Origin of the sequence: Flavobacterium flavipigmentatum, from assembly GCF_020911905.1 — a bacterium.
Taxonomy (GTDB): Bacteria; Bacteroidota; Bacteroidia; order Flavobacteriales; family Flavobacteriaceae; genus Flavobacterium; species Flavobacterium flavipigmentatum.
The window spans coordinates 2,236,997-2,257,571 of the sequence record NZ_CP087133.1; the positions used below are offsets into that span (position 1 = coordinate 2,236,997).

The 20,575-nt window shown below is 34.3% G+C and carries 13 protein-coding genes, 1 tRNA gene and 2 pseudogenes; 12 read left to right on the plus strand and 4 right to left on the minus strand.

What is annotated here, in order from left to right; all coding sequences use genetic code 11:
* Positions 1-52 precede the first annotated feature (52 nt).
* Positions 53-1,237: a Na+/H+ antiporter NhaA gene (gene nhaA / locus LNP22_RS09800; protein ID WP_229973293.1), complete on the plus strand. Its 1,185-nt coding sequence runs from the start codon at positions 53-55 to the stop codon at positions 1,235-1,237.
* Positions 1,238-1,245: 8 nt separating this feature from the next.
* Here nhaA and LNP22_RS09805 read toward each other — a convergent pair whose 3' ends face one another.
* Positions 1,246-2,553 carry a DUF389 domain-containing protein gene (locus LNP22_RS09805; RefSeq protein ID WP_229973294.1) on the minus strand — a complete coding sequence of 436 codons (1,308 nt, stop codon included), beginning with the start codon at positions 2,551-2,553 and terminating at the stop codon, positions 1,246-1,248.
* A gap of 306 nt (positions 2,554-2,859) precedes the next feature.
* Here LNP22_RS09805 and LNP22_RS09810 point away from each other — a divergent pair, with 306 nt between their 5' ends.
* The 4 genes from LNP22_RS09810 to LNP22_RS09825 all read left to right on the plus strand — a co-directional run bounded on the left by LNP22_RS09810 (position 2,860) and on the right by LNP22_RS09825 (position 7,894).
* Positions 2,860-5,037 carry an HAD-IIB family hydrolase gene (locus tag LNP22_RS09810; protein ID WP_229973295.1) on the plus strand — a complete coding sequence of 726 codons (2,178 nt, stop codon included), beginning with the start codon at positions 2,860-2,862 and terminating at the stop codon, positions 5,035-5,037.
* A gap of 1 nt (position 5,038) precedes the next feature.
* The gene (locus LNP22_RS09815) at positions 5,039-6,547 is read left to right on the plus strand and encodes a glycoside hydrolase family protein (RefSeq protein WP_229973296.1); all 1,509 of its coding nucleotides are present in this window, start codon (positions 5,039-5,041) and stop codon (positions 6,545-6,547) included.
* A 235-nt stretch (positions 6,548-6,782) separates the two neighbouring features.
* A complete protein-coding gene (locus tag LNP22_RS09820; RefSeq protein WP_210667174.1) occupies positions 6,783-7,034 on the plus strand; it encodes a hypothetical protein in 252 nt (83 codons plus the stop codon).
* Between the two features lie 116 nt (positions 7,035-7,150).
* Positions 7,151-7,894, plus strand: a complete 744-nt coding sequence (locus tag LNP22_RS09825) for a YoaK family protein (RefSeq protein WP_229973297.1) — start codon at positions 7,151-7,153, stop codon at positions 7,892-7,894.
* A 91-nt stretch (positions 7,895-7,985) separates the two neighbouring features.
* Here LNP22_RS09825 and LNP22_RS09830 read toward each other — a convergent pair whose 3' ends face one another.
* The 3 genes from LNP22_RS09830 to LNP22_RS09840 all read right to left on the minus strand — a co-directional run bounded on the left by LNP22_RS09830 (position 7,986) and on the right by LNP22_RS09840 (position 11,750).
* Positions 7,986-10,490, minus strand: coding sequence for a cation-translocating P-type ATPase (locus LNP22_RS09830; RefSeq protein ID WP_229973298.1), 2,505 nt, complete (start codon positions 10,488-10,490; stop codon positions 7,986-7,988).
* Between the two features lie 24 nt (positions 10,491-10,514).
* Positions 10,515-11,309, minus strand: a complete 795-nt coding sequence (locus tag LNP22_RS09835; protein WP_229973299.1) for a universal stress protein — start codon at positions 11,307-11,309, stop codon at positions 10,515-10,517.
* 105 nt (positions 11,310-11,414) lie between these two features.
* Positions 11,415-11,750: a hypothetical protein gene (locus LNP22_RS09840; RefSeq protein WP_229973300.1), complete on the minus strand. Its 336-nt coding sequence runs from the start codon at positions 11,748-11,750 to the stop codon at positions 11,415-11,417.
* A 641-nt stretch (positions 11,751-12,391) separates the two neighbouring features.
* Here LNP22_RS09840 and LNP22_RS09845 point away from each other — a divergent pair.
* The 7 genes and pseudogenes from LNP22_RS09845 (at position 12,392) to LNP22_RS09875 (ending at position 20,567) form a co-directional block, all read left to right on the plus strand.
* A complete protein-coding gene (locus LNP22_RS09845) occupies positions 12,392-12,976 on the plus strand; it encodes a Crp/Fnr family transcriptional regulator (protein ID WP_229973301.1) in 585 nt (194 codons plus the stop codon).
* Positions 12,977-13,060: 84 nt separating this feature from the next.
* Complete coding sequence (locus tag LNP22_RS09850) at positions 13,061-14,149, plus strand: SDR family oxidoreductase (RefSeq protein WP_229973302.1); 1,089 nt, start codon at positions 13,061-13,063, stop codon at positions 14,147-14,149.
* Positions 14,150-14,423: 274 nt separating this feature from the next.
* A pseudogene (locus LNP22_RS09855) lies at positions 14,424-14,681 on the plus strand (SusD/RagB family nutrient-binding outer membrane lipoprotein); the annotation flags it as partial.
* A gap of 220 nt (positions 14,682-14,901) precedes the next feature.
* Positions 14,902-14,986 (plus strand) — tRNA-Ser (locus LNP22_RS09860).
* A gap of 307 nt (positions 14,987-15,293) precedes the next feature.
* Positions 15,294-15,958: pseudogene (locus LNP22_RS18455) on the plus strand (IS6 family transposase).
* A 223-nt stretch (positions 15,959-16,181) separates the two neighbouring features.
* Positions 16,182-17,192: a LacI family DNA-binding transcriptional regulator gene (locus tag LNP22_RS09870; RefSeq protein WP_229973305.1), complete on the plus strand. Its 1,011-nt coding sequence runs from the start codon at positions 16,182-16,184 to the stop codon at positions 17,190-17,192.
* Between the two features lie 285 nt (positions 17,193-17,477).
* Positions 17,478-20,567 (plus strand): SusC/RagA family TonB-linked outer membrane protein, encoded by a 3,090-nt coding sequence (locus LNP22_RS09875; RefSeq protein WP_229973306.1) that lies wholly within the window; start codon positions 17,478-17,480, stop codon positions 20,565-20,567.
* Positions 20,568-20,575 lie beyond the last annotated feature (8 nt).

The following is a 20,575-nucleotide window of genomic DNA, read 5'->3' on the forward strand; positions in this document are numbered from 1 at the left end:
TTACACGCAGTAATGTTTGGAAAGATGCTTTTGAAAAACTAAATTTGTAATTATGGCAAAACTAATCAATCTTAAGATATTTTCTCACTTCTTCCGCTCGTCTTCGGCAGGAGGAATTTTTTTATTAATTTGTGTTCTTATCTCGCTTCTTATTGCCAATTCGCAATGGTCAGAAGGTTTTAAGGAGATTCTCAATTTTGAATTGGGTTTTAATACCAGTACGATACATCTTAAATATCCTATTTTGCTTTGGGTCAATGATGGATTGATGGCCGTGTTTTTTCTTCTGGTTGGATTAGAAATAAAAAGAGAAATAGTCGAAGGAGAGCTAGCTTCATTTGCCCAGGCGGCTTTGCCTGTATTGGCAGCTATTGGTGGAGTTTTGGTACCCGCTTTAATTTATTTATTTTTTAATAACGGAGATTTTCTTACTTCTAAGGGCTGGGGAATTCCGATGGCGACAGACATTGCTTTTGCTTTGGGAATTTTGTCTCTTTTGGGCAATAAGGTCCCTTCGGGGCTAAAAATATTTCTTGCCGCTTTGGCTATTGTTGACGATTTGATCGCAATTTTAGTAATTGCTATATTTTATTCTTCAGATTTACATTTTCTTTATTTAGGTTATGCAGGAGCATTATTTGTTTTATTAATCATTTTTAACCGAATGGGGTTTAAAAATTTGCTTTTTTACTTAATACCCGGGGTTTTCATTTGGTATTTTATTCATCATTCCGGAATTCATGCTACCATAGCTGGTGTGCTTGTAGCCATTACTTTACCTACGAATGAAGATGATACAGATTCGCCACTCGAAAAATTAGAACATGCCCTCACAAGTCCTGTAAATTTTATTATAATGCCAATTTTTGCCCTTGTCAATACTAATATTACTTTTGAATCTGTTATGATTGATGGGCTAACCAGTAATTTGGGACTTGGAATTATTTTGGGATTATTTTTAGGAAAGCCAATTGGTATTTTTATAATGTCATGGTTGTCTGTAAAATTGAAGATTGCAGCACTTCCCGAATCGACCACTTGGTTTCATGTTTTAGGACTTGGACTTCTGGGAGGAATCGGATTTACGATGTCTATTTTTATCGCTCTACTGTCATTTCAAGATCCTTTGCATCAAAATGAAGCGAAGTTTGCTATTCTAATAGCTTCAACAATAGCGGGGATTGCAGGATTTTGCGTTTTAAATCTTTATAACAAAAGACAAAAACAAAAAATTTAAGAGCATTATTATTTTTTGTAAAGGGCTACATCTTTTACAGATAAGCGTTCATTTAGCCATTTTTTTAACTTTTCATTATCGGCCGTATTCAACGACTTATTGCTATCATAAATAACGGCTGTTATAGTGGTAAGGCTGTCTTTTTTATTGATTAATGCGGTCTTGGATATGGAAATAGAGTTGATGCTGGGAAATAAAACACTGGTTTCTTTTAGAATTTGGCGACTGTCAAATTTATTTTTATTCAGTTCTTTCTCGAGTTTAATGATCTTTACATCTTTGAGACTCATTTCATTTTCACTGCTTTTAATTTGATTCAGGATATCTCCTTTTATGGCGTTAAAACGATCGGTACTGTCTTGGCGAATTAGTAATTGTGTGCCCAAAAGGTATTTATTATGACTAATTTTATTTTTTAGCTCCTTTATTTCTACTAATGAAAATCGCTTATCAAGGAAAGCCAGTTCGAGTTTTTTACCTTTAGAATTAAAATCGGTTTTTTTATAAACAACAGTATATCCTTTTTCACTAAATTCATTTTCGATAAAAAGAGTGATATTTTTTTTAAATTGTTGTTCTCTGTAGAGCGAATAGGCAAGATAACTGCTTGGTATCAGCATGATCATGATTAAGAAGGGAATGATGTATTTTACGCGTTTTTGATGTTTTTCATTGATCTGTTTGACAGCGGGATAATTCAGATATTTTATAATCAAAAATGTCGCAATGCCTATAAACACACAGTTGATACAATACAAATAAAAAGCACCCAAGAAAAAGGTCCATTGTGCTGTAGCGAGCCCGTAACCTGCTGTACACAAAGGAGGCATGAGCGCTGTGGCAATGGCAACTCCCGGTATCGGATTTCCTTTTTCAGATCGCGTTACAGCAATAACGCCTACTACGCCTCCAAAAAAAGCGATCAGGATGTCGTAGATATTAGGAGAAGTTCTCGCTAATAATTCAGATTGAACATCCTTAAAAGGGCTTAGGTAAAAATACAAAGTTGAGACCACCAGACTGACAACAGTAGCAGTAAGGAGATTTTTGAGGGATTTTTTAAGCAATGAAAAGTCATAAATACCCAGAGCAAATCCGGCACCAACGATTGGCCCCATAAGTGGCGAAATTAGCATAGCCCCAATAATAACGGCTGTTGAGTTTACATTTAGACCCACCGAAGCCACAATAATGGCACACGCCAATATCCAAAGATTGGCTCCTTTAAACGTAATGTTTTTTTTGACCGTTTCTAATGTTTTTGCTCTGTCGTCTTCTCCTTCTCTAAGGTTAAGGATGTCTGTAATCTGTTTCATAGCCTTTAAAATTGAGATGTACGGATTTGTATTTTTAGCTTTTGAAGCTAAGTTAAAATTAATTTTAGGAATTGTTTGTACGAAAGGATATAATTACAACTAAAAAATAATGAATTAGTGTATTGAAAAAAATTTTTCTTGCAAAAACTAAAAAACTTTTAACAGGCAAAAACAGAAAATCATCACTTTAAATAGTTGTTTTAAAAGGGTTTTAAATGTTAATGTAATGCTAATTTTAAAGTGCTCGTTACCGTAATTCTCGATTATTTTTCTTACCTTAAAAATTATAACAAATAAATAAGGAAGATGACAAAATTACGAATTTCATTGATCAACATTCATGGACTCTTGAAAGGTTCGGGTTTAGAGATTGGTAGAGATGCAGATAATGGCGGACAGACCAAGTATGTTTATGAGCTTGCTGAATTTTTATCGCAACATAAAGATGTAGAGCATGTTCATTTATTTACCAGATTGATTGACGATGAAAATCTTTCCTCAGAATATGCCGTTCCTGTCGAAATTATTAATGACAAATTAGACATAAGAAGAATCCCTTTCCTGGGAAAAAAATACAAAGCAAAGGAGCAGTTATGGGAAGGTTTGGACACTTTCGTGAATGGTATGGTGCAACACATCAAATTGCATGATATTTTTCCGAATTGGATACATTCTCATTACGGTGATGCCGGATATGTGGCCAGTGAATTATCAACGATCTTAAATGTTCCTTTTGCTCATACGGGACATTCTTTGGGTTTTCACAAACAGAAAAAATTACTGGAAAGCGACATGAACGAAGAGGAAATCGAAAAGAAATTTAAGTTTGCTACGAGAATTGCTGCTGAAGAAAAGACTTTAGAATTATCAGAGTTTATAGTGACTTCTACAGAGCAGGAAATTGAAACGTATAAACCGTACAAGAATTTTGATTTGGCGAAATATCACGCCATTTCTCCGGGAATTGACACCAGAAAATTTGTTCCTTATTACCATCAGGAGCAGGATTCGGATAAGCAGATGGAGGAACAGCAAAGAAAATATTGGGTTGCAGAAACGATTTCTAAATTTTTAATAAATCCGCACAAGCCTTTTATTCTGGCGCTTTCTAGGCCAGATCGTCATAAAAATTTGCATACACTCATAGAAGTTTACGGCAAAGACAAGGAACTGCAAAGCATCGCCAATTTGGTCATTTTTGCTGGCATCCGAAAAGATATTTCCAAAATGCCAGAATCTGAAAAAGACGTTTTAACAGATTTATTGCTATTGATGGACAAATATGATTTGTACGGAAAAATGGCAATTCCTAAAAAGCATGATGTAGAGAATGAAGTCTCTATTATTTACCGTTATGCAGCAGAAAAAAGAGGCGTATTTGTAAACCTGGCACTTCATGAAAATTTCGGATTAACAGTCATTGAGTCCGCAAGTTCTGGTCTTCCTGTGGTTGTTACTAAAAACGGAGGGCCGTCAGAAATTATTCCGACCTGTCAGAACGGAGAATTAGTAGACCCACAAAACGAGAATCAAATTAAAAAGGCATTGCGCAATATCTTGACAGATGAGAATCAATGGCGCTATTATTCTAACAACGGCGCAATCAATATTCAGAAACATTACAGTTGGCTCACACATGTCAATCATTATGTAGATTTGGTTAATGAAAATTTATCATTATCCTCTGGTTCGGGCATCAAAAAACAGCATTATCCTAATATTAATATTGAACGATTAAAAAGAAAAGTTGAAAATTTATTGGTTTCAGATATTGACGGAACGCTGATCGAACCGAAACTTAGTAATCCTGGATTAGAAGAATTAAAAGCGCATTTGATCAATCGTTCTGAGAAAATGGCATTTGCTCTCGCATCAGGAAGAAATTTGAGGCTGGTTAAAAAAGTAATAAAAGAAGAGCAACTTCCTTTGCCGGATTTTATTATTTGCTCTGTAGGAACCGAAATTTATTATACAAACGGTAAGGATTATATTCTAGACAAAGGCTGGTCGAAGTTTTTGTCAGGCCGCTGGAAGAGAGAAGATATTGTTAGTCGTTTAAAAGCCGTTCCCTGGCTTCGGATCCAAGAAGAAGAAGCGCAGAATCCATATAAGATTTCGTATTATTATGATAAAGAAAAATACGATCATGCCCAATTAATAGAAGTTCTCGGGACCGGCTGGTACAAAGTAAATATTATTCCGAGTCATGAGGAGTTTATTGATTTTATTCCCAAAAGAGCTTCAAAAGGAAATGCTGTAAAATTTTTATGCCGTAAATGGGCAATTCCTTTATCAAATGTCGTTGCGGCCGGCGACTCAGGAAACGACATAGACATGTTTAGAGGTGCTGTAAAAGGTATCATCGTAGGAAATAGAAGTGTAGAATTGGCGGACTACGTAACCACCAAAAGTGTTTATGTAGCAAAAAGTGCAGCATCTGCAGGGATTTTAGAAGGATTAAAACATTATAAAATAATTAAGTAATATGTATTCAGGTTCAGGGTTTAGTAATTGGGAAATAGGCGATGTAGATGTATTTATCGATGAAAACGGTGTTCATCATTTATTTCATTTGATCATTCCAAATCACGATTATATTGCACATGCAATATCAAAAGACGGCTTGTCTTGGAGAAGAGTAAAAAACGCTTTGTTTGTTGGGGATCCGGGCGAGTGGGATGATGATATGCTCTGGACCATGCATGTGAGTAAAAAATCGGATGGCGAAGGTTACGAAATGTATTATACGGGTCTAAAGCGTCAGGATAAAGGAATTATGCAAAAAATTGGAAGAGCAGTTTCTCCGGACTTAATTCACTGGACAAAAGAAAATCAATATGGTCTGCCTTTAAAAAGTCAGGCGCCTTATTATGAAAATTCAGATAACAATCCTCGCGAGTGGCTCAGTTTTAGAGACCCTTATAAATACCAGTTTGAAGGGGAAGATTATTTGTTAATTTGTGCCCGAAGTGCCATAGGTCCAACTTACAGAAGAGGTTGTATTGGCGTTGCAAAGCGTGAGGCAAAAGGATTTGTTCTTCAAAAACCGTTGCATGTTTCGTATGTGTACGATGATATTGAGTGCCCTTGTGTGGTTGAAATAAAAGGCATGCATTATCTGCTGGGTTCTATCCGCGAAGATATTAAAGTTCGATATTGGTTTGCTCCCGATTTTAAAGGAGAATATCATGCTTTTCATAATAATGTGCTGATGCCGCAAGGTAATTATGCCGCCAGAATTGTAAAAGAGGGAGAACATTATCTCATTTATAATTTTTATTTTGTGGGAGGAAATGTCAATACACTTCGCGTAATACCTCCGCCAAAACAGCTGGAAGTTGACAGTACGGGTAGGCTTTTGTTAAAAACCTACCATCATTGGAAAACTTTGTATCAGAGAACCATTCTTCAAAAAAACTTGCCCGTTCCAGTACCTATATTAGGGAATCCTTCGGCAAATTTTACATTAGAAAACGAAAATAAATGGAAATTTGGTTGCCGTAGCGGTTACGAAGTTTTTTGTTTTCAAAAACCGTCAAGTAATTTTGTTTGGGAAGGGACATTGGCTGTTGAAGGAATGGGTAAAACAGGTTTTGTCATTGAATGTGATAAAGAAGGAACCGGTTATTATATCTCAATTGATTTTGTGAATGGTTTTGTTCAATTTAGAGCATGGGGATTTAATGAAAAAGACGTAAAAAATAATTTTGTTTTTGAAAACATTCAAACCAATCAATTTGAGATAGTAGAAAACAGTCAGATTTATTTTAAAATTATCCGCTACGGCAATTATTATGAATTGTCTATCAATGAAATTGTAAAATTGACATTGTTAGATTTTAAATATAGTGACGGCATGATTGGGGTGTACGTTTGTTCTGCTATCGTTGCTTTAAGCGATTCAAAAATTCATGTAATTCCTGAACCGGAAAATGAATACGCCACTTCTGACCCTAATAAATCATTTCAGGAATATATGGATCACGCTCATTAATTTTGTTACTAAAGCAAGTATTAGAAATAAAGGATAAAGCTGAAGCACATTTGATTTATAAAATCGATAGTTTACACAGGAAAATCATCTCTATTTTTGTTTAATTGACAGTATGCTTCCATGTTTTTTTGAATGTTAATAAAAAAATATTAATCAGCGATTTTTATGCGATTTTTCTCTTAATTAATTTCTACATTTGATAATCAATTAAAGGTATTAATTTAAATTTTTTCTTATGGATAAAGCTATAAAACTAAAAGTTCGTAAGGAATTAAATGCTCAGCAACAGCAAAATATAATTAAATTGAAAGGCAGTTTAATTTCTAGGGGATATACAGAAATTATACATATTTTGGATCAGGACGATGAATTTCATATCAACTCTTTTGAAACACCTCTTGAGACTACCAATGAAGTGCAGGAATTTATTACAGCATTCATTAACAAAGAAAATTTAACAGATACCATAACAATTTTTAGAAAATAATCTAAGATCGTCAGGGAGTTGTTACATTATTATTTTTTGCTACTGCTTTGTGTGTTTTCTGTTTGAAGAAGTATGTTATAATTCGGAAATAATTACAAATTAAGAATTATAAAAATATGTTCAAACATCAGGGAAACAAAAGAAATTTGAGGCACAATCTTAAAATTGCCTCTTTGTTATCGTTTGTTGCGGGTTTGGTTAATGTTGCTGGTTTTTTGGCCGTTCAAAAATTAACGACAAATGTTACGGGACATTTTGCTTTTTTTGTAGATGAAATTTTCAAACTTGACTTCAGACAGGGATTTATTTATTTTTTATATATTTTCTTCTTTTTTCTGGGATCGTTTTTTTCAAGTCTAATAGTAGAGTCTCTCTTGCGAAGAAACGAAAAATACAGTTATGTAATTCCAACCGCTATTGAAAGCGCAATTTTGTTTGCAGTCGCAGTCTTTGGGACACGTTTGATGGCAGATAGCCCTAATGTTTTGGCTTACATCTTGTTGTTTGCAATGGGTTTACAGAATTCTCTGGTGACAAAAATCTCTAATGCTACCGTGAGAACAACCCACCTGACGGGGCTTTTTACAGATCTCGGAATCGAATTGTCGCAATTGTTTTTTTATCATGAGAAGCTGTATAGAAAAAAGCTGTTTGTTTCTATAAAGTTGCGATTGAGTATTATTAGCTTTTTTTTTATTGGCGGAATTGTAAGCGGAATTTTTTATTCGCATTTAGGATTGTCTGTATTATTAATCGGAGTTGCGGCTTTGCTTTTAGGGCTCTTTTATAACTGGATTAGATTTAATATTTTTTTATTAGAAAGAAAGTACGGTCGCCCATTACAACACAAAAACAAATAGGTACCAGAAGATTTTAGAAAAGTTATGTTCCTTTTACATCTAAAAATAAAACAATTTGTTTTTGAATAATTATTCTACAAAAGGCGCATCATTACGAAGATACTTTAGTATTTCTTTTCCACAACTTCACCAATTCATACCACATTACAGACACAAACCCAACTCCTATAGCCATAGATAAGGGTAATGCTTTTAGAGGTTCGAAGGCAAAAAATTCCGCAAATGGCTTTATGTAAAGTAAAAGACCGGTAATAAAAACAGTTATTGCGATTATTATAGGTACCAAATTATTTTTGTAGCGCAAGGTGGTAAAAATCGAGTAATAAAAAGAACGGTTCATCAATGTCAAAAATATATTGGCCGATACCAAAACAACAAAAACCATTGTTCGGGTACTTTTTTCATTGTACCCAAGATAGATGCAATATTGGTAAACAAACAAGGTTCCGATTGTTATGATTATCCCTTGAATAATACTGGTAGAAAGTTCTTTCCAGCTGAAAAAAGTTGAGGTAAAAGGTCTCGGTTTTTGCGTCATGGTATTTTTTTCCATAGGTTCATTTTCATAAACAATCGAACACGTAGGCCCCATAACCAATTCAAGAAAAATAATATGAATAGGGGAGAAGATATTGGGATATATCCAACCTAATGCCAGCGGAATAAAAACCGTAAAGATGATCGGAATATGTATAGAAATGATAAATTGAACCGATTTTTTGATGTTAGCATAAATTTTTCTTCCCATCGCTATTGCATGAACCATCTTTGAAAGGTCATCATTTATCAGTATGAGAGAGGCAGCCTGTTTGGCAATTTCTGTACCTTTTTTACCCATTGCAATGCCTATGTGTGATGCTTTTAGTGCAGGCCCGTCATTTACGCCATCACCTGTCATGGCAACAATTTCTTTATTTGATTTTAATGCATTGATGATTTTTAGTTTGGCCTCGGGGAACATTCGGGTAAATAAATTAATTTCTTTTACCCGTTTTTTAAGTTCTTTATCGCTTAGTTTCATGAGCTCATCGCCCGAGATACTTTTATTATAACCTTTAAAATCTATTTCTTTAGCGATCGATGAAGTGGTGAGGGCATTATCGCCCGTAATGATTTTTACCTCTATTCCTGCTTTATAAAAATGTTCTAAAACCAATTTGATATTTTTTTTCGGAGGATCATAAAAAGCCAATAGTCCGATAAAGTCAAATGTAAATTCCTGCTGTGTTTTGGGATAATTTCCGGAGTGATGACTTTCGCCTACCGCCAAAATGCGATAACCTTGCAGCGATAATTCCTCTATGGCTTTTGCAATTTCTTCTTTTTCTTCTTTAGAAAGAGGAGCAATATTCATTAAAGCTTCTGCACCACCTTTAGCAGCAATGATGGTAGTGCCCGATTTATTCTCAAAAAGATGCGTCATCATGGGAGGTTTGCCGGACAATGGATATTCATGAACCAATTTATAATTGGGTCGCTCGTCTTCTTGGATGATTTTTGTGTACGCTTCGTGCAAAGCAATTTCCATTGGGTCAAACGGAATGGGTTCGCTTGCCCACATTGACAGCGTAATCAATTTTTTTTCATCCTCAGACAGTGGTTCATCCAGCGTTGTAATTTTTTTCGATTTTAAAGAAAAAATCTTAGCCAGACTCATTTGGTTTTGGGTAATGGTTCCCGTTTTATCAATGCAAATCACTGTGGCACTGCCAAGTGTTTCAACGGTCTTCATTTGTTTCACAATAATTCCTTCCTTCATCATTCGCCAGGCACCAATGGCCATAAAAGTGGTAAAAGCAATCGGAATCTCTTCCGGGAGAATACTCATAGCCAGCGTAAGGGCTTTGAGTAAACTGTCGAAAATTTTAAAGGAATGAAAATAATTTATCGCCCAAACCATTAAAAAAACTACTGTACCAGCAATAGCCATTTTTTTTACAAAATTGCCAATTTGCATTTCCAATGGCGTTTTTTCTTCTTTTATCGCTTCCAGACTTTTGCCAATTTTTCCTAGTTTGGTGGCACTGCCAATAGCGATAACCGTTGCAATAGCTAGTCCGCTGGCGACGGTTGTTCCTTGATAAATAGCATTGTCTTTGGTCGATTTATCTTTGCTAAGTGCCATAGATTCTCCGGTTAGAATCGATTCGTTTACAGAAAAATCATTAGAATGTTCAATTATTCCATCGGCAGAAATCAGAACTCCTTCTTCTACTAAAAGGCTATCTCCCATCACAATTTCTTCTGTTTTGATTTCAATATCAAGACCATTTCTAATGACTTTGCATTTGGGTTTTGTAAGATCCTTTAATTGCTCCAAAGCATTGTGGCTTCGTGCATTTTGATAAGAGGATATAGCCGAAATTAAAATAATAGCCGAGGTTAAAAAAAAGCCATCCGCAGTTTTTCCGCTGATAAAATAAATACTTGATGCGATTAATAATAAAATCATCATAGGCTCTTTTATCATCCGAATTATAGCAGTTGTATAGCGGTTCGTTTTTTTATAAGAAGATATGTTCGGGCCATATTTCTTCCTTGCCGCAAGTACTTGAGTCGTTGTCAGGCCATCGGTATTAAACTTTTTTTCGGTCATTTGTGTTGCTTGTTTTATTTGTCTTTATTTTCTAAAAACAAGTATCGGAACATTGGTGTCAAAACCAAACTCTTTAGTTTTACTCGATAAGAAATGACGTTCAAACCAGTCGCGGTTTTGTTTGGTAAACATCACCAGGATTGATGGTTTTAATTTTCGGAGATCTACCTGCAAATGATTAAGTAAGGAAAATTCAATATTTAATTTTTTAAAGTAAAAAGAGACTTTATCTGACTGATAGTTTTGAGATATAATATTAAAATCATTTTTAAAATCACCTTGATCAATAAATTCATTGTAATGGTGAATCGTTATATTGGCATCAAAAAGTGCTGCAATTTTTTTTACCGATGGAAGTTCAACTCCGATCCTCGTAATATCTGATGCATATAATAAAAGATCGATGGGTTTCATTCGATAAGTATAAGGAATTACCAGAAGCGGAATCGGTGAAGTGGTAATCAGTTTGGAAGCTGTAGTGCCAATTAAATGATTAAATATTCCCGGGCCCGACGTATTAATACAAATAAAATCGGCATTGCATTTTTGCGCGTATGCAATAATACCTTTGTCTACATGAACGTGATTTTCTACTATAAATCGAACTTTGTCCGCTTGTTTTTTAGTTGTTTTGTAAATGGAGAGTATGAATTTTTTGAGCTTATTTTCTTGCTCGTTTTTTTTATGATCACTGTGGCTTGAGTTGTCTGCATTATAAAATAGAAGTTCACAAGGTGTCTGAGAAGCAAATTGAATAGCAAATCGTATCGCTGCTTTTGAGATATTCGAAAAGTCTGTGGTAACGAGTATTTTTTTCATGGTAATTGTTTTAAAAGGGAAATGTATTTTGGTTTGTCTGGGTATTTTTTTTATTAATTGTTTGATATTAAATATTTTGTAATTTTTAAAACAGTTTTGTACTTTCTATTTAAGTTTCATTTTATTGAGCTGTAGATTTACTTTCTCCCACTTTGATTGATCCAAATAAAGAGTATCTACATCTGTTGTCCATTCCATAAATGGCGCTAGATGATAGATGCCTACAATACGTTTTTTATAGCCGAATGCAAATCGGTCTGCTCGCAACTGAAAATTGATCGTTTTGTTTTTGTTATCAATATTTCTGTACAATACAGTTTGTGTTTTCCAATCTCCTCCCCACGTAAAAAAAGCCTTGAGCCCACATAAGATTCCGATAATGATGAAAACTAAAATGATTGACCAATTGGTTTGTAATTTTTTTAAAAATTGTCCTATCATGATTACAAATGAGGATACCATAAAGAATAAAAAGAAAAAATGTACCCTATAGTCACTGATATAAAAGGCAGTATATCTGTTGAGCAAAATTATAACTGCAGAGATTATAAAAATGATAGGAATGAATACGTTTGATTTTTTCATCTTCGGTTGAGTTGATTATTTAGTAGTATCAGTTGTAATTTTTTTAAATCGTTAGTTATTAAAAATGAAGCAATCATTTACCTCATTTTTTGCAACTAAAATCTGTATTTACTATTAGAGAAATGGTGTTGTAGGTTTTAATAAGCGATCAATTTTCAAAATTTATTCCTGATTGATGGCTTCTGTAGCTTCTGTTAAAATCGTTTGTTTATTTTTATTCGTGAGGAGGTTCTTTAGTAAAGATACTCATTATCAATTACTTTATAAATGATTTTTATCATTAAAAAATTAATTTTAATTACTTATTGATAAAAAAAAGAGTATTGTTTAATTCTCTAAAAATACTTTTTGAATCAGAGAATTTTTTAACGCAGGTTATAGGTTTTAGTTTTGCTCTACAGGATGAATTGCTAATTGTGGTATTATTGCAGCTTACAGTTTAAAAATAATTTTCATACATTTATGTGCTATCAATTTATGAAGAAAGATTTACGATAATGTACGATATCATTTTTAAACACCTTGAAGAAAAAGTCGCTTTAACTCCATCGGAAAAAGAGCTAATAAAGACTTTTTTTAAACATAAAAAATTAAAGAAAAAACAATTTCTCTTGGTTGAAGGCGATGTGTGTAAATATTTGGCTTTTGTAAGCAAAGGTCTTTTGAAGTCGTATAATGTCGATGAGAAAGGCAATGAGCACATCAATCAATTTGCTCTGGAAGGATGGTGGAGTTCAGATATGAGTAGTTTTTTTAGTGGTGAAGCTGCATTTTATACCATTGATGCACTCGAAGAGACCGATGTTTTGCTGATCACCAGTGAAGATTTTGAGAAACTTACTTTGCAAGTTCCTATAATGGATCGCTATTTTCGTCTATTGTTTCAAAATAGTTTGATTAGTAAAGAAAGAAGATTAATTAGTTCACATACTCATAGTGCCGAGGAGAAATACAAATACATTATGGCTAATAATCCTGATCTGGTGAAGCGTGTTCCTCAGAATCTGTTGGCTTCATTTCTTGGACTTACGCCTGAAACCCTAAGTCGTCTTAAAAAAAATGTTATCGTTTTTGCCAAATAATTGATCTCTATCAACTGAATTTCTTGTTTTAGATCATCTGTAAGATGGGTAAGTTGGTCTTACATTTGAATAAAAATTCAGACTATGTATTCACAACAAACATTGATTAATAAAACAGCACTTGTTGTAGGTGCTACAGGTATTTCCGGAAGTAATCTTGCTTCAAAACTTATAGAAAACGGATGGAAAGTATACGGGCTTTCGCGAAAACCAAAAAATGATATTGAGGGATTGCAAACAATTGCAGCTGATTTACTAAGTATTGAGTCGCTGACGGCGGCATTAAAAGAAATTTCTCCCACACACGTATTTTTTACCACTTGGATGCGCAACGATACAGAAGACGAAAATATACGAGTTAATAGTGCTATGATTCGAAATTTGTTAGATGTATTATCAATAAAAAAAACGATAATGCATGTTTCGCTCGTAACGGGTTTAAAGCATTATTTGGGACCTTTTGACGCTTATGCTACAACTGGAACTTTACCGGACACACCCTTACGAGAAGAGCAGCCTCGACTAGACATAAAGAATTTCTATTATGCGCAGGAAGATGAGGTTTATACTGCTGCAGCCAGAGATGGTTTTACCTGGAACATACACAGACCTCATACTTTAATTGGCAAAACGATAGGAAACGCAATGAACATGGGGACGACTTTGGCTGTGTATGCCAGTATTTGCAAAAAAGAAGGATTGCCGTTTATATGGCCGGGTTCTGAAGCACAGTGGAACGGCTTATCTGATGTAACTGATGCTAAAGTTTTGGCAGATCAAATCATCTGGGCTGCAACTAGTTCTGAAGCTTATAATCTGGCTTTTAATATCACAAATGGTGATGTTTTTCGATGGAAATGGTTGTGGCCAAAAATAGCTGAATGGTTTGAGATTGATTTTGAAGGTTATAACGGAACCATAAAACCACTGCAAACCATTCTCGACAAAAAAGATGTCGTTTGGAGAGAAATTGCGCAAAATAAGCAATTAATAGAAGAAGACATAAATCAGTTAGCATCAGCGTGGCATACAGATCTGGACCTTGGCCGCCCTTTAGAAGTTATGACAGATATGTCCAGAAGTAGAAAGCTGGGCTTTTCAGTTTATAAAGCTACAAAAGATTCTTTTTTTGAGTTATTTGCACAGCTTAGAAATGATAAGATAATTCCATAACAGCATTAAGTTTAAAAAAATGACTTGTCCTACTGGAATTATTTTACGGTAATAAGAACAACTTCTCTAAATTACACTCATGCTCATGGATTTACAAATACAACAGGGCGTTATGTGCCGGGAGCTGCTGTAAATGACAGGTGGGGCAGATATTATAAATTTATTACGCAGTACAGAGAGTTAGAAAAAGTAATGGCATCTTTGTCTCCCGCTGAACAGACAGAAAATAGAATATACACTGTTACTTCAAATATTTATCTAGGGAGACTTAGTCAGCTGGAAAAACTATTGCAATTCTTTGCGTCTGAGAATTCTAAACAGAGTTTCTGCTTTTCCTGCATTAGCATCAAGAGCAAACACTGAAATGGCAGAGATCATTGCTGAAGCAAAAATTGTAGATGAAAATTCAGAAAATATTGCTTTTAGAGTCTATAGTCAGGATACCGATTTAGATACTTCAGGTTTCATCCAATCTATAACTTTTCCCCACTTTGCTCTTGCTCTTCTTCATCTCCGACTCAATGAAAGGTGAAAATTTGTTAGTTTTAAAAGACCAAAGATAAAAGGTATTCTAAATGCGATAGAACCCTAATTATAATATTTAACACAAAAATATTCTTTTAGTAATTACTGATTATTAAGTACTTGAAAATTTATTTAAAAATTTATTCAAAAAAGCATTAAAAAAATTTTTATAATCGAAAAAGCGCCCTATATTTGCACTCGCAATCACAAAATGATAGCAACATACTGGAGAAATGGCAGAGCGGTCGAATGCGGCAGTCTTGAAAACTGTTGACTGTAACAGGTCCGGGGGTTCGAATCCCTCTTTCTCCGCGAAAAGCACCTCATTGAGGTGCTTTTTACATTTCAATACTTTCCTTTTTTTACAAAATCTTATATTTTACAGCACACCTAAGCTCTGATGTTGACTCAATTCGCAAATGAATTCTATTTTCATTTTATCCCTTAAATCTGGTTCGACAAGTACCCTATTTGGTACCCTATAGTTTTAGGTATCCTCACAGGGTACCAAAAGTTGACAATTGTTAACAATAGCAAGGGCTAGGTAACTTCCTTCAAAATAACGGCTCTGTTGCATCTATGACTACGTTTTATCTTTGGTTTTTAAAACTAATAAAAAATGAATACTAAAGGTCATTGTTATCCAAAATATATCATTCTTCAGGCAGTGTATTTTAAATTAAGATTTACTCTTAGCAATCGTGACGTTGAAGAAATAATGAAGATTAAGGGTGTAATTGTTAATAATGCCACGATCCAACGCTGGGTTTATAAGTTTACGCCTTTCATTGAGGCAGAGATGAAGAAGAGAAAAGGCAAAGTGGGGGCAAGTTGGAGAATGGATGAAACCTATAAAAATTAAAAGGAATTTGGTGTTATTTATATAGGGCAGTAGATAAATCAGGCAATACGGTTGACTTTCTTTTGACCAGAAAAAGACAAAGAATGAACGCTCAGTCTTTTCTAATTAAAGCAATTATCAATAATAGCCAGCCCCGATTAATAAACATTGATAAAAGCGGTTCTAATACCGCAGCAATTAAAATTTATAACACGCGTTCTTTCTCAAAGATTAAAATTCGGTAGTGTAAATATGGCAACAATATTGTCGAACAGAACCATCGCTTCATCAAGTGGCGCATCCAAAACGGATTAGGTTTTAAAAGTTTTGAATCAGCCAAACGGACGTTAAGTGGAATTGAAGTTTTGCATATGCTGAGAAAGAATCCAATGGTTGGAACAGGGATGTCTATGTTTAAATCATTCTGTAAATTGGCAAGCTAACTTTTAAACTACTTAAATTCTTATATTTAATTCTCACAGATGCGACAGAACACAATAAAGGATTAATAAATAAAAACGTATAATTACTGAGGATTACATCTTTAATTAGTTCAAAAAAAATGATTTGTTCAAAAAAATAATTACAAAATCGTTTTAGTAACTATTTTTATATATATATTTGTGATACAATTAACAACAACTTAATAAAAAATTAATTCGCTAAATGAAGAAGATTACTATTAAGGATATTGCCACAGAGGCGCAAGTGTCTATATCTACTGTATCTTTTGTCATTAATGATAAAGGCGAGAAAATGGGAATCAGCCCTGCAGTAATCAAAAAAGTGCAGGAAGTTGCTGAAAAGCTTAACTACAGACCCAGCATGATTGCAACCAGCCTTAGAACTGGAAAGACAAGATCTATCGGACTTATTGTGGAAGATATTTCGAATCAGTTTTTTGCAGATCTTGCCAGGGTTATAGAAGATGAAGCTAAAAGCATAGATTACAGAGTTTTTTATTGTAGTACTGGTGGAGATGATGAACGTTCTGAGGAGTTGATAAATAGTCTTTTGCAAGCAAATGTGGATGGTTTTATTATTACGCCAACGCAAAATCTTAAAGAGAAAATAGATCTTCTTTTAAAATTGAAAAAACCTGTTGTATTAATCGATAGGTATTTTCCGGGTCAAAGAGTAAGTCATGTTGTGATGGATAACTATGAAGCATCTAATACAGCCACAAATTTTTTGATCAATAAAGGCTGTAAAAATATAGCTGTCGTAAATAGTACTTCTGAAATGGTTCAGATGAAATTAAGAGAAGACGGTTATCGAGATGCCTTAAAAGAAAAAGGAATTTATGATGAGTCACTTGTAGTTCATATGGAATACCATAGTAATGAAGAAACAAGAATATCGGCATTGGTAAGTTTTTTTGAAAAAAATCCAAATATTGATGCTGTTTTGTTCTTAACCAATTACTTGGGATTGGCAGGACTTCAGGCTTTTAGAAAAATGGGAATCAAAATTCCGGAAGATATTTCGGTTATTAGTTTTGATGATCATGACAGTTTTAAGTTACATACACCATCCATCACTGTTATTGGGCAGCCTATTGAAGATATCGCTGTAAAATCCATACAGTTATTAATGAGTCAGATGACAGATATGGAGAAATATGAAATTGAAAAAAGCCTTAAAAAAGGCAGATTAATAATCCGGGAATCTGTTTGATTCTAAGGGCAAAATAAAAAAAACGTTTCGTTTTTTTTAGTCATTTTACTAAATCGTTTTAGTAAGTTTTAAAAGACTAAACTGATAACCAGTTATTTTTTTAACGCGTTCAATAGATCGATTTCTTAAAATTAGGAAAAATGTTTACGTTGCTGTTAAGTCATAGTATTTAGAGGAGGAGATTTTTAGATACCATATTAAACTGAGTTCAAATTTTATTACTAATTATTAAAAACAATCACGTTAAAACACAATTTAACACAAATAAACCAAAAAAAATTGCTTATGAAACGAATTTTAGCAGTGTTAGGAATGGTATTGTTTAGCAGCCTGGGAGCTGTTGCACAAAACCGATTAATAACAGGCATAGTGGCAGATGCAGAGAACAAGGGAATTGTTGCTGCATCAATCGAGGTTCAGGGAAAACCATTTAGCGCAATTACAGACGCAGAAGGTCGATTTAAAATGAATGTGCCTGAAGGTCCAGTTACATTAAATGTATCTTCTATAGGTTTTGCACCAAAATCAATAGTACTTCAGCAAAATGAAAACAAAATTTCGGTGGTATTGGTAGAAAATACTCAGGAATTAAAGGATGTTGTCGTAACTTCTTTTGGTGTTAAAAAACAAAAGAGAGGTTTAGGATATGCCGTTGGAGAGATAAAAGGAGACGAACTAACAAAAAACAAAGAAATTAACTTAGGAAATGCTCTTCAGGGTAAAATTGCTGGGGTCAACGTTTCTGCACCAGTCTCAGGGCCATCTGGTTCTAGCCGTGTTGTAATTCGTGGAGCTACTTCGGCTTCGGGTCTTAATCAGCCTTTGTATGTTGTAGATGGTATTCCGATTGATAACAGTCAGCAAGGAAATGCAGGTCTTTACGGAGGAGCAGATAAAGGAGATGGAATGTCTTCTTTTAATCCAGATGATATTGCCTCTATGTCGGTACTAAAAGGTAGTGCTGCTTCTGCTCTTTACGGGTACAGAGGATCAAATGGTGTTATCTTGATTACGACAAAAAAAGGTAAAAGCGGAACAGGAATTGGTGTAGATTTTAGTACAAACTCTACTTTTAATACACCTGCAAGTCTTTTAAATTGGCAAGATCAATACGGAGCGGGAGCACCTGTAAATGGTGTAGCTACAAGATTTACTAATTTGCAAGAACTAAGAGATTCGTATTATTTTGCGTGGGGAGATAAATACGACGGAACTCCCTCGCTTGCAATCGATGGAACAACCAAACCATACAGAGCATACGGGAAAGATAATGTTGAAAATTTCTACAGAACAGGATTTTCTTACAGCAATACTTTAGCTATTTCTGGTGGAAATGAATCGACTAATTTTAGATTATCTTTCGGAAACACAAAAGACGAGTCAATTATGCCAGGAACTAACTTTGGCAGAAATAATGTGTCTTTGAGTTTAAATTCGGCAGTAAACAAAAAAATAAGTATTGAGACAAATGCGCAGTACATAACAGAGAAAAGTCAGAACAGACCTTACTTGAATGACTCTCCTAGAAATGCCTCTTTTCCTACTACATTTTTAACTCCGGGAACAGATATCAGATGGTTGAATAATGCATACGATCAAAACGGTGGCGAATCAGATTATTTTGGTGCAAATACTTATCAAACCAATCCTTATTTTGCTACGCAACAAGATTTGAATCACGATCTTAGAAAACGTTTTATAGGTTCTGCAAAAGTAAATTACAACATTACAGATAAAATTTACGCAAAAGGAGTAATTGGTATTGATGACATTAACTACGAATATACAGAAATCGAGCCTACAGGGATCAACTACAATCCTGGAGGATCTTATGAAAACAGAGTAGAAAGTCGTTCAGAATACAATGCTTCTGCTTATTTAGGGTACAAGGGAGATATCGCTAAAAACCTTTCTTTAGATGCTTTCATTGGTGCTAACCGTCAACACAACAGATATAGCGGAATTAAAATGAGAGGAAATAATTTTATTGTTCCATTCAAATATTTCTACGGAAATACACAACCAGACAAAACAGAAAAATTATTTTCAGAAAGTGAAGTAAACTCTCTTTTCTATTCGGCTGATTTAGGATATAAAGATTTTTTGTTTGTAAATCTAACGGGACGTGAAGATTGGTTTTCTACTTTAGATCCAGCAAACAATAGTACTTTTTACCCATCTGTAAGTACAAGTTTTATCTATTCTGAAGTAATTGGTTTACCAGAATGGATGTCTTACGGTAAATTAAGAGCAGGTTGGGGTAACGTAGGAGGGGCCTTGCCAGATGCTTATGCATTGTCATTGACTTACACAGCACCAGACGGACAAACAGATGCCCAGGGACAACCAATTTTAGGTGTTAATGGCGAAACGGTTCCTAACAGAACTTTAAAACCATACAATGTAAGTACAATCGAATTTGGTTTCGAAAATACATTTTTCAATAATAGATTGAGTACAGATTTGACTTTCTACAGCAAAAGAACAACTAATGATATTACAGATGCTGATATATCTCAAGCTTCAGGTTACAGAACGACCAAAATCAATGTTGGAGAAATCTTGAATAAAGGAGTTGAATTTGCTGTGAATGTAAAAGCGGTTAAAACGCCAAATTTCTCTTGGAATGTTGGCTACAATATTGCATATAATGATAGTGAAGTGATTAGTCTTTCAGATAAAATTACAACCAAATCATTAGAAGGAAACAGAGATGCAAGAGCTTCTGTAGTTTTAGAAAAAGGACAGCCGTTTGGAGTAATTAAAGCTTATGATTATTTAAGAGATGCACAAGGAAATATTGTAATCGATACAAATGGTAGATTCATGAGAGGAAATTTAATTATTGCCGGACAAGGTGTTGCTCCAACATCTATGGGACTTACAAATGATTTTTCTTATAAAAATTTCACACTTTCAATCTTCGTTGATGCTAAATTTGGAGGAGAAATATATTCGGCTACCAACCAGTTAGGAGCGCGTTACGGATTGTCTGAAATTACACTTCCAGGTCGTGAAGGAGGAATCGCCGTATCAGGTACAGATGTAAGTGGTAATCCGGTAAACACAACCGTTTCGGCTTATGATTACTGGAGAAGTTACAGCGATGTAACATCAAATTTTGTATATGATGCTGATTTTGTGAAGTTAAGAGCCGTTTCTTTTAGCTATAATTTTCCAAAAACATATTTGTCAAAAACGCCTTTTCAATCAATTAGTCTTGCATTTTCTGCACATAATTTATGGACAATTTATGATAAAGTGCCTAACATTGACCCAGAGTCAAACTATTCAAATAGTAATGCACAAGGTCTTGAAAGAGCCTCTATGCCTTTGACAAGAAATTATGGTGTAACGCTGAATGTCAAATTTTAATAATTAAA